8 protein-coding genes and 1 pseudogene are annotated in these 9,524 nt (G+C 69.6%); 3 read left to right on the forward strand and 6 right to left on the reverse strand.

Annotated features, from left to right (window positions below; all coding sequences use genetic code 11):
• The first annotated feature begins 160 nt into the window (after window positions 1–160).
• On the forward strand, window positions 161–946 hold the full coding sequence (locus tag FM119_RS12815) for an alpha/beta fold hydrolase (RefSeq protein WP_087138555.1): 786 nt from the start codon (window positions 161–163) through the stop codon (window positions 944–946).
• A gap of 374 nt (window positions 947–1,320) precedes the next feature.
• The gene (locus FM119_RS12820) at window positions 1,321–1,599 is read left to right on the forward strand and encodes a hypothetical protein (protein WP_143822721.1); all 279 of its coding nucleotides are present in this window, start codon (window positions 1,321–1,323) and stop codon (window positions 1,597–1,599) included.
• Between the two features lie 62 nt (window positions 1,600–1,661).
• Here FM119_RS12820 and FM119_RS12825 read toward each other — a convergent pair whose 3' ends face one another.
• From FM119_RS12825 to FM119_RS12850, 6 genes are all read right to left on the reverse strand, one after another.
• A complete protein-coding gene (locus tag FM119_RS12825; RefSeq protein WP_218778786.1) occupies window positions 1,662–3,161 on the reverse strand; it encodes an FGGY-family carbohydrate kinase in 1,500 nt (499 codons plus the stop codon).
• A 70-nt stretch (window positions 3,162–3,231) separates the two neighbouring features.
• Window positions 3,232–4,437, reverse strand: coding sequence for an ROK family transcriptional regulator (locus FM119_RS12830; RefSeq protein WP_179205338.1), 1,206 nt, complete (start codon window positions 4,435–4,437; stop codon window positions 3,232–3,234).
• Between the two features lie 118 nt (window positions 4,438–4,555).
• A complete protein-coding gene (locus tag FM119_RS12835; RefSeq protein ID WP_087138559.1) occupies window positions 4,556–5,548 on the reverse strand; it encodes an ABC transporter permease in 993 nt (330 codons plus the stop codon).
• Window positions 5,545–7,056: a sugar ABC transporter ATP-binding protein gene (locus FM119_RS12840; RefSeq protein WP_087138560.1), complete on the reverse strand. Its 1,512-nt coding sequence runs from the start codon at window positions 7,054–7,056 to the stop codon at window positions 5,545–5,547. The genes FM119_RS12835 and FM119_RS12840 overlap by 4 nt, the downstream gene beginning before the upstream one ends.
• 69 nt (window positions 7,057–7,125) lie before the next feature.
• Window positions 7,126–8,208, reverse strand: coding sequence for a sugar ABC transporter substrate-binding protein (locus FM119_RS12845; protein ID WP_179205339.1), 1,083 nt, complete (start codon window positions 8,206–8,208; stop codon window positions 7,126–7,128).
• Window positions 8,209–8,305: 97 nt separating this feature from the next.
• Window positions 8,306–9,064, reverse strand: a complete 759-nt coding sequence (locus FM119_RS12850) for an SDR family oxidoreductase (protein ID WP_218778787.1) — start codon at window positions 9,062–9,064, stop codon at window positions 8,306–8,308.
• Window positions 9,065–9,146: 82 nt separating this feature from the next.
• Between FM119_RS12850 and FM119_RS12855 the strand changes: the two are divergent.
• Window positions 9,147–9,524, forward strand: a pseudogene (locus FM119_RS12855) (hypothetical protein); the annotation flags it as partial.

Below are 9,524 nucleotides of genomic sequence, written 5' to 3' on the forward strand. Positions count from 1 at the left end.
AGCCGTCCTCCACGCCTGCCTCACCTGGGCGACCCTATTAGGAGACACGCCCTAGCCGCGCGCCGGTCCCGTCGTCCGCTCCACGGCGGGACCGGCCCGCGCAGGCGGCGTGCGGGGCGCCGCGCACCACGACGTCGGTGGCGCGGCATACGATCGTCGGGTGATTGCAGAAGCCCGCGGCACCGGAACACCGATCATCCTGATCCACGGCTTCGAGGTCGACCACCGGATCATGCTTCCCCTGGACGGCGCGCTCGACCGCGACGGCTGGCGGCGGATCTACCTCGACCTCCCCTGGGCCGAGGGGGCGGAGGACACCGGGGAGTCGACGCCGTCCCAGCTCGCCGAGGCGCTCGTCGACGAGGTGCGCGGGATCATCGGCGACGGCGACTTCGCCATCATCGGCAACTCCTTCGGCGCCGTGCTCGCCCGCCACGCGGCCCACCGGCTCGCCGAACGCTGCCTCGGCCTGGCCACGCTCGCCGGGGTGTTCCGGCTGGCGCACGGCGACAGGACGCTGCCCGCGCATCAGGTCGCCCGGCGCGATCCCGGCGTGCTCGAGAGTGCGGGGGCGGCGCGGGCCGACTTCGAGGAGCTGTCCGTCGTCCAGACGCCGCACACCCTGCGAGCCTTCGAACGCTACGTCCTCCCGGGCCTGCACGGCGCCGACGCCGCCGTGCTCGACCGGCTCGGCGAGAACTACGCCGACGGCCCCTCGCCCGAGGCGGATGCGCCCGTGTTCACCGCACCGGCGTTGCACGTCTTCGGCCGGCAGGACCAGGTGGTCGGCTACGCCGACGGCCTCGCCACCGTCGAGCACTACCCGCACGGCACCGTCGTCGCACTCGATGGCGCCGGGCACAACCTGCACCTGGAGCACCCGCAGCTGGTCGGCGCGCTGCTCGGCGACTGGCTGGACCGCATCGAGGCGAGCCGCTCCTGGTGATCATGCCCAAACAGGTGGGCGTGCCTACACCGCATGGCCTCACCAAAGCGCGCGAGTCATGATCACGCTCGAGTAGCTCTTCCCCGGCCACTGAACCTCATCCACTGTGGCGAAGCCCCATGAGCCGTCCAGCTCCACCAGATGGTGTGCGGGCAGTGCGGTGTCCAGCCCGATGGAGAGAGCACCACCGGACCCAGGCACACGTCCGGTGGGTCACCGCGTCCGGATCGGCTCGACGTCGAGCACGACGCCTACCTGCTCGGCCGCGTCGTCGACCACCAACCACGGCGGTCGACGGTCACCAACGAGTCACACCACGCCCGACTGTCGTTGACGCGGTCGCGGCGCCCCCAGTCCGCTGCTAGCTTGGGCCGATGAGTCGACCGGACAACTCCGAGGAAGGGGCTTACGCCCCCCTGGCAGCGGACGGCTTCTCCGACGTCTTTGTGGAGCGCATCGAGGTCGACGGCGAGACCTTCCGTGTGCGCAGGCGCGTTCACGACGGAAGCCACCACTACGACTGGGTCAGCGGACCCAACGACGGGTACGGCTTCTCCGTGTCCCGCAGGCCCGAACCACTCGGTCGAGCGCAGCACGATGCGGAGATTCGCAACTTCCTCGCGGCCATCGATCCGACGACGGGGTACCTCTAGGCGGTCCGCCGGCCAACGCTACCGGCCGCCAGGCGGCGAGGGGTCGCGCGGGCACGAGCGTGCTAGCGCGGACCGTCATCGGCCGCCAGCTGCCTCGCAGCTAGCGCGTGCGCGATCGGAGCCGTCGCCTCGTACAGCTCGCGGTACAGCCCGAACAGCTCCTGGTAGCCCTCGACGTTCTCCGGCCGCGGCGTGAGCACGCGGGCGGGCGGGTTCCACTCGGCCGCGCTGATCGTGGTGACCAGGTTCGCGGCCAGCCAGGCCACGCCGTAGCTCGCACCGATCGTCTCGCGCGGGATCACCTGCTCGCGGCCGCTGATGTCGCAGACGATCTGCGTCCAGACGTCGCCGCGGGTGCCGCCGCCGACCGCGACGACCCGGCGGATGTCGCCGCCCGCCGCCTCGATCGACTCGATGTTGTGCCTGACGGCCAGCCCGGTGGCCTCCAGCGCCGCCCGGTACAGGTCGCCGCGGGTGTGACTCACCGTGAGCCCGGCGATGACGCCGCGGGCGGACGGGTCCATGATCGGCGTGCGCTCCCCGGCGAAGTACGGCAGCATCAGCAGGCCGCGAGCACCGGCCCCGGAGTCGACCGCCTCGCTCAGCAGCTCCGAGAAGTCCGGCGACCCGTACAGCGAGCGCAGCCAGTTCGTCACCGCGCCCGAGGTCGCCATTCCCCCGGCGATGCTGCGGGTGCCGGGAAGCGCGCCGGCCGTTCCCCACAGGGAGGGGCTGCGCACGGGCGTCTCGACGGTGTTGACGAAGAACATCGTCGTCCCGTACATGAGCATCAGGTCGCCGGGGTTGTGGGCGTCGACGGACAGCGCCTCCGACCAGGCGTCGATGGTGCCGATCGTGACGGGCACGCCCTCGGGCAGCCCGGTCGCGGCTGCGGCCTCCGCCGTCACCGTTCCGGCGGTGTCGCCGGCCCAGCCCAGGCGGGGCAGCTCGATGCCCTCGGCGATCTGCGCGGCCCACGGCTCATACCAGTCGCCCGCCTCGATGTCGTACATCGGCGTGCACTGGGAGGCCGACTGGTGGTCGAGGACGTACGCGCCGGTGAGGTTCCAGGCGAGGAAGCTCGCGGGCATGAACAGGCGGCTCGCCCGCGCGTACGCCTCCGGCTCGTGGCGGGCGACCCAGGCGATCTTCGGCCCGGCGGCCTGCGTGGTCAGGACCGATCCGCCACGCTGGAGCACCGCGTCGTCGCCACCCAGCCGGGTCGTCCACTCCTCGATCTCGGCCGTCGCCCTCGTGTCGACGCCGTACAGGATCGCGGGGCGGACGGGGTGACCGGCGGCGTCGGCGAGGGCCACGCACGGGCCCATGCCGCTGACGCCGACCGCCTGGACCGCGACGTCGGGGTGGGCCTGGAGCAGCTCGGCCGCGAGCGCGCGCAGCTCATCCCACCACACCGCCGGGTCCATCTCGACGTGGCCCTGCCGGGGCCGGGACACCTCGTGCTCGCGCGTCGCCGATCCGACGACCGTGCCGTCGAGCGTCGCGAGCACCGCCTTGGTGCTGGAGGTGCCGACGTCGATGCCGAAGACGACTGACTGCATGGTGGGTCCTTTCATTGGTGTCGCGCGTGGTGCTCGTGGCGCCGGGCCTGGCGGGTGTCGTTCGCCGCCGTCAGGACGCCGGGGCGGAACGGCGGCGGTCGTCCGGCGCGGCGGGCGACGACGATGCGGAGGGGTGGTGGTCCTCGCCGAGCGGCCCGAGGCTCCGCCGGAACTCGTCGACGAAGCTCAGCGCGGCCCCCGTCGCGACGGGCTGGTCGCTGTAGCGGCTGGCGACGAGGAACGACTCCGCGTTGGAGTTGAGGAAGCTGATCCGGTCGACCTTGTCGCGGATGCCGTCGATGTGACCGCGGATGAGCGGGCCGACGTCGCCGCCGAGGATGATGGTGCAGCCGAAGAGCGCGCGGATGCTGTGCAGGGCCCTGGCCAGGTCGGAGGTGTAGCGGTCCCACACCGCGAGCAGCTCGGGGTCGCCCGCGTCGAGCCCGCGGAAGAACCGCTCGAGCGAGCCGCCGGCGGCGGCCGTCAGCACCGTCGCGTTGCAGTACGGGTCCAGGCAGCCGTACTGACCGCAGTAGCACCGCTCCCCGTCGTCGTGCAGGTGCAGGTGCCCGATCTCGCCGGCGAACTCGCCGTCGCCGCGGTGGATCCGCCCGCGGACGAGCACCGAGCCGCCGACACTGCGGGACAGGCTGATGTAGAAGGCGTTCTCCAGCACCGTCTCAGACCAGAACTCCGCGCGCCCCGCCGCGTCCGAGTCGTGGACGAGGCGGGTCGGGTAGGGCAGGTGCCGGCCGAAGTCCTCGGCGGACATGCCCAGGTTGTCGAGCACCCGCCCGTAGGTGACGCGTCCGGTCGCCTCGCTGATGAGGCCGGGCATCGCGATGCCGACGCCGAGGATGCGCCTGGCGTCGACGCCCGACTCCTCGATCGTGGCCCCGACCGCCTCGGCGACGAAGCGGCAGTACGCGTCGGAGCGCTCGTAGGCGCGCGGGACGGTCCGCTCGACGACGACGTCGCGGGCGAGGTCGACGATGAGGCAGGTCACGCCGTCCCTGGTGACGTCCACACCGACGGAGAGCCGCCCGCCGGCGACGCAGGCATAGCCGATGGGGCTGCGGCCGCCCTGCGCGCCGGAGGACAGCTTCGCCTTCTTCTCGATGAGGTTCTGCTGCCGGAACTCGTTGAGGTACTTGGACACCGTCGGCAGGCTGAGCCCCAGCTCCCTGGAGATGTCGTTCTTCGTGGCGAGGCCGCGCTCGCGCACGAACTCGTAGATCGCGCGGCGCGTTCGTGTGGCCGTCACGGATGCTGGCATCGCAGAATACCCTCCGGTCGCACCGGGACCGCCCCGGCCTCTCGCGCCGCCGGTCTCCGTCAGAGTCACCCTACTCGGGCCCGGCGCCCCGCTCGACCGCGGGGCGCCGGGACCCGGCTCATACTCTGGAGTTGTAGAGGTTTCGGAGCGCATCGATCAGCACCGCGGCGAAGATCATCAGGCCGCCGGCCAGCGTGATCAGCGTCTGGGGGATGCCGAGGATGGCGAGCCCGACCTGGATCACGGTGAGCAGGAGCGTGCCGGCGAGGACGCCCTGCATGCTGCCCTTTCCACCGGTCAGCGAGACGCCGCCGATGACCGCCGCGGCGATGACCTGCATCTCGTAGCTGCTGCCGAAGCTGGAGGTCACGGCTCCCATGTAGCCGGACAGCAGCCAGCCGGCGAGACCGCAGAGCAGGCCGGAGACGACGTACGCGCCGATCTTCACGCGGTCGACGTTGATGCCGGCGATGTACGCACCGCGCGGGTTGCCGCCCACCGCGAACAGCGCGCGGCCGAAGCGGGTGCGCTGCCAGATCACGTAGAACAGCGCGAACACCGCGAACATGACGATCGGGAGGATCGGGAAGCCGCCGATGTTGCTCTGGCTGACGAACTTGTAGGAGTCGGGCAGCTGCGAGATCGAGGTGCCGCCGGTGATCGCCAGCAGCGCCCCCATGAGCACCATGTTCATCGCGAGCGTCGTGATGAGCGCGTTCGCCTTCAGCTTGGTCACGATGAGGCCGTTGACCAGGCCGATGAGGGAGCCGACCACGAGGATGAGCAGGATCGACAGGATCACGGGGAGTCCGGATTTCATCGCCAGCACCCCCGACAACGCCGAGAAGCCCGCCGTCCCGACCGTGGACAGGTTGATGTCGCCGAGGATGATCACCATCGAGATGGCGATCGCGAGCAGGCCGAGCACGGTGGCCTGCACGAGGATGTTGCTGAGGATCCCGAAGGAGTAGAACGACGGGCGGAAGATGCCCATGACGACGATCGCCAGCACCAGGAGGATCCACACCGCCTGGTTCATCGCGAAGTCGAGGAACTTCTTGGGGGCGAACGACTCCTTGAGCGCGATCGCGGAGGTCTCGTTGAAGGTCATGCCGTTTCCTTTGCTCGATCGCGGATCGCGATGAGTTCGTCGATGGTGATGTCGTTGTTGTCGAGGACGGCCACGATCTCGCCGTCGTCGAAGAAGACCAGGCGGTCGGCGACGCGCAGCAGCTCCTCGTAGTCGTTCGTCAGGTAGATCGTCGACATGCCCTCCCGGGTGAGCCGCAGCACGGTGGAGATGATCTCCTCGCGGCTCTTGATGTCGATGCCGACGGTCGGCTCGTCGAGGATGAGCAGTCGCGGGTCGATGTTCAGCGCGCGCCCGACGATGACCTTCTGCTGGTTTCCGCCGGACAGGCTCTCCATCGGTTCGAAGATCGAGTTGGACTTGATCTTCAGCTCGTCGCGGTAGTCGCGGGACAGCTGCTTCTGCAGGGCCAGGTTGACGAACCCGCCGAGCGTGCGCAGCTTGCCGCCGTGGCCGGCGACGCCGATGTTCTCGTTGATGTCGAAGCTCGGCAGGATGCCCTCGCGGTGCCGGTCGTAGGAGATGTAGGCGATCCCGTTGCGGATGGCGTTCTGCGGGTTGGCCAGGCTGACCGGCCTGCCGTCGATCGTCACGGTCCCCGCCTCGCGGCGGTTCACCCCGGCGAGGGTCCGGCAGAACTCGCGCGCCCCGGAGCCGGGGAAGCCGACGACGCCGAGGATCTCGCCCTTGCGGATCGACAGGCTCACGTCGTCGAGGTGCTCGCCGGTGAGCCCGCTGGCCTCGACGAACGTCGCCGCGGCCCCCGGGGCCGTGCTCGCGTCGCGCATCGTCAGCTCGACGTCCTCGCCGGCGACGAGGTTGCCGAGGTACGCCTCCGAGGCCTCCGCGACGTTGTCGACGCTGTAGGCGCGCCCGTCGCGGAGAACGGTGATGGACTTCGACAGCTCCCTCACCTCGCCGAGGTAGTGCGAGATGAAGATGAACGCCGTGCCGCGCTCCTGCAGGGCGCGGACGAACTGGAACAGCTCCGCCCTCTCCCTGCTGGTGAGGGCGGTGGTCGGCTCGTCGAGGATGATGAGCTTCGCGCCGGAGTGCATGGCCCGGATGATGTTGAGCTTGCGTGCGTCGATGGAGCTGAGCTCGCGCACCGGGGTCTTCGGGTCGACGTGGAGCCCGTAGGAGGCGAGCTCGGCGGCCGCCTCCCTGTGGATGGTCTTCCAGTCGACGAAGGCTCCGCGGGTGGGCAGCACGCCGGTGAAGATGTTCTCGGCGACGCTGAGGTCCTGGAAGGAGTTCTCGTGCTGGGGCACCAGTCGGATGCCCAGGCTCTGGCGCTGGAAGATGCTCAGCTGGCGGATGTCGACACCGTCGAAGAGCACCTCGCCGGTTGTGGGCGCGTAGATGCCGGCGATGATGTTGACCACCGTCGACTTCCCCGCACCGTTCCGGCCGAGAAGCGAGTGGATCTCGCCCGCGCCGACCTCGAGGCTGACGTCGGTCAGCGCACGGGTCACGCCGAACGTCTTGGACACGCTGCGGACCTGCAGCAGGGGCTGTTCTGTACTCATGTGTGAAACCTCCAGACGGGGCCCGTGCCGCCGCATCGTCACCGATGCGGCGGCACGGGCGAACCGGGATCAGCCCTCCGAGTTGCCCCAGATGAGCGGGTTGTCGGCGTCGTCCGCGGTCACCACGACGGGGTCGAGCATGATCGTCGGGCCGCTGTCGCCCTCGGTGAAGGTCACCTCGGTGTTGAGGTACTTGCCCTCGGGGGTGAAGGTGCCGGACGTCGGCACCTCCTCACCGGCGATCGGGTAGGCGTTGAGGACCTCGGTGGCGATGCCGCCGACACCGAACACGTCGATGACGACCTCCACGTCGATGTAGCCCTCCTCGACCAGGTCGAGGACCTCGCCGAGGCCGTCGTGCGAGATGAACGCCACGTGGTCGTCCTCGCCGGCCTTGGCCCACATGTTGTTGGTCTTCAGCGACTCGATGGCGCCGAGCGTGGCCGTGTCGGTCGGGGTGTTGATCAGGTCGATGGTCTTGCCGGAGGACTTCGCGTCGGCGATGACGTTGTTCAGCGCGCTCGTGGCGACGTCGGCCTCGGGGGCGCCGAGCACCGAGATGAGCTCGACGTCGGGGTACTCCTTGATGACCGACTCGAAGCCCTCCGAGCGCTCCTTGAACACCTGCGAGACGAGCTCGCCGTAGAGGTTGACGACGACGCCCTTCGGCTCGCCGTTCTTCTCCTCGAGCAGGCGGATGGCCTCCTCGCCGGCCTTCTTTCCCGACTCGACGGAGTCGAACAGGACCGACACGTCGACGGTGGCGTTGTTGGCCTTGTTGTCGATGACGGCGATGGGGATGTCGGCCGTGTTGGCCCGCTCGATGACGTCGGAGACGCTCTCCGAGTCGTAGGGGTTGAGCACGATCGCCGCGGGGGCGATGTTCTGGACGAGGTTGTTCATCTGGTCGTTCTGCTTGGAGGCGTCCGCCTCGGCGACGGTGACCTGGCCCGAGTAGCCGAGCATGTCGGCGGCGCCCGTGACCCCCTCCGCCATGGCGACGTGGACGAGCTCGGTGGAGTTCTTGGTCGAGTACCAGATCTCGCCCTTGCTCCCCCCGTCCGCGGTGTCGGTCCCGCCGGAGCAGGACGTGAGCGCGAGGGCGACGACCGCCCCCGCAGCGACGGCTGTGACTGCCTTTGTGAAACGCATCTGGGTGCTTCTCCTTCTGATTCTCTTCATTGAGATCCGGTCGACCACGATGGCGACCGTGTGGTGCGCGCGCGCCGCTGTAGCGCGCGATCACGATTTAGACGACGGTGAACGCCCCGTCGACGATGAGGTCGGTGCCGGTGGTGTAGGTGGCGGCGTCCGACAGCAGGTACACGACCGCTCCGACGAGCTCCTCCGGCGACCCCATCCGCTTGACGGGGATCATGTCCGTCCAGGTGCGGCGCCAGTCCTCGCGGACGTTCCCGGTCATCTCGGTGTTGATGTAGCCGGGGGAGATCGAGTTCACCCTGATGTCGTAGGGCACCCACTCGACGGCGAGCGACTTGGACAGGTGGGCGACGCCGGCCTTGGAGGCGTTGTAGGACGCCTGGCCCTGCGGGATGTTGACGATCGTGCCGGACATGGACGCCGTGTTGACGATGTTCCCCGGCTTGCCCTGCTCGACGAGGTAGCGGGCGAAGGCCTGCGCGACGAAGAAGATGCCGTTGAGGTTGACGTTGACGACGGTGGTGAAGTCCTCCGGCGTGCACTCCAGCGCGGGCTTGTGCAGGCAGATCCCGACGTTGTTGAAGAGCAGGTCGAGGGTGCCCATGTGCTCCGCTGCCGCCGCGATGGTCGCCGCGACCTGTTCGGGGTCCGTCACGTCGCAGCTGAGCGCGAGCGTGCGGACGCCGTGCTCGGCGGCGATGGCCGAGGCCACCTCGCTCGCGTCGGCGACGTCGACGATGACGACGTCAGAGCCGCGTGCGGCGAGTCCGCCCGCGACCACCTTGCCGATGCCCTGGCGGCCACCCGTCACCACGGAGACCTTGCCGGTCAGATCGAATGGGTCCACTCCCATGTGTTCCTCCACCTCGCGTCGTTGCGATGTCATCTGCGGTCGCTCTAATTCTGTAAAGCGATATAACAAAAGCAGTTTGTCAAATGAGTCCGACCGCGTCAAGCGCGATCTGCGCGGCTCGCATGGCGCGCCCTCCCGCGGCAGGATGGAGGGCGTGATCCGCCGCCTCCGCCCCGACGAGACGACGACGGCCGGCTTCACCCGGCTGCTTCGCCTCGCGGCCGAGGTCGGCGACGACGAACTGCGCGGCATCCGCGACCGTGAGCTTCCGACGCTGACCGTCCTCGGGGTCGTCGAGGACGTGGCTCCGGCGATCGCGGGCTTCGCGGCGGCGGCGGTCCCCGATCGGGCCGACGCGCTCCGGCACCGGCCCGACGACGAACACGAGCAGGAGCAGGAGCACGGGCACGGGCACGGGCACGGGCACGGGCACGGGCACGGGCACGGGCACGGG

The organism is Mycetocola reblochoni REB411 (assembly GCF_900163835.1).
Taxonomy (GTDB): Bacteria; Actinomycetota; Actinomycetes; order Actinomycetales; family Microbacteriaceae; genus Mycetocola_B; species Mycetocola_B reblochoni.

Coding starts and splice junctions, on each gene's coding strand:
- FM119_RS12820 (WP_143822721.1), top strand. CDS start 1,321: ATGAGTCGACCGGACAACTCCGAGGAAGGGGCTTACGCCCCCCTGGCA.
- FM119_RS12825 (WP_218778786.1), bottom strand. CDS start 3,161: ATGCAGTCAGTCGTCTTCGGCATCGACGTCGGCACCTCCAGCACCAAG.
- FM119_RS12830 (WP_179205338.1), bottom strand. CDS start 4,437: ATGCCAGCATCCGTGACGGCCACACGAACGCGCCGCGCGATCTACGAG.
- FM119_RS12845 (WP_179205339.1), bottom strand. CDS start 8,208: ATGCGTTTCACAAAGGCAGTCACAGCCGTCGCTGCGGGGGCGGTCGTC.
- FM119_RS12840 (WP_087138560.1), bottom strand. CDS start 7,056: ATGAGTACAGAACAGCCCCTGCTGCAGGTCCGCAGCGTGTCCAAGACG.
- FM119_RS12835 (WP_087138559.1), bottom strand. CDS start 5,548: ATGACCTTCAACGAGACCTCCGCGATCGCGCTCAAGGAGTCGTTCGCC.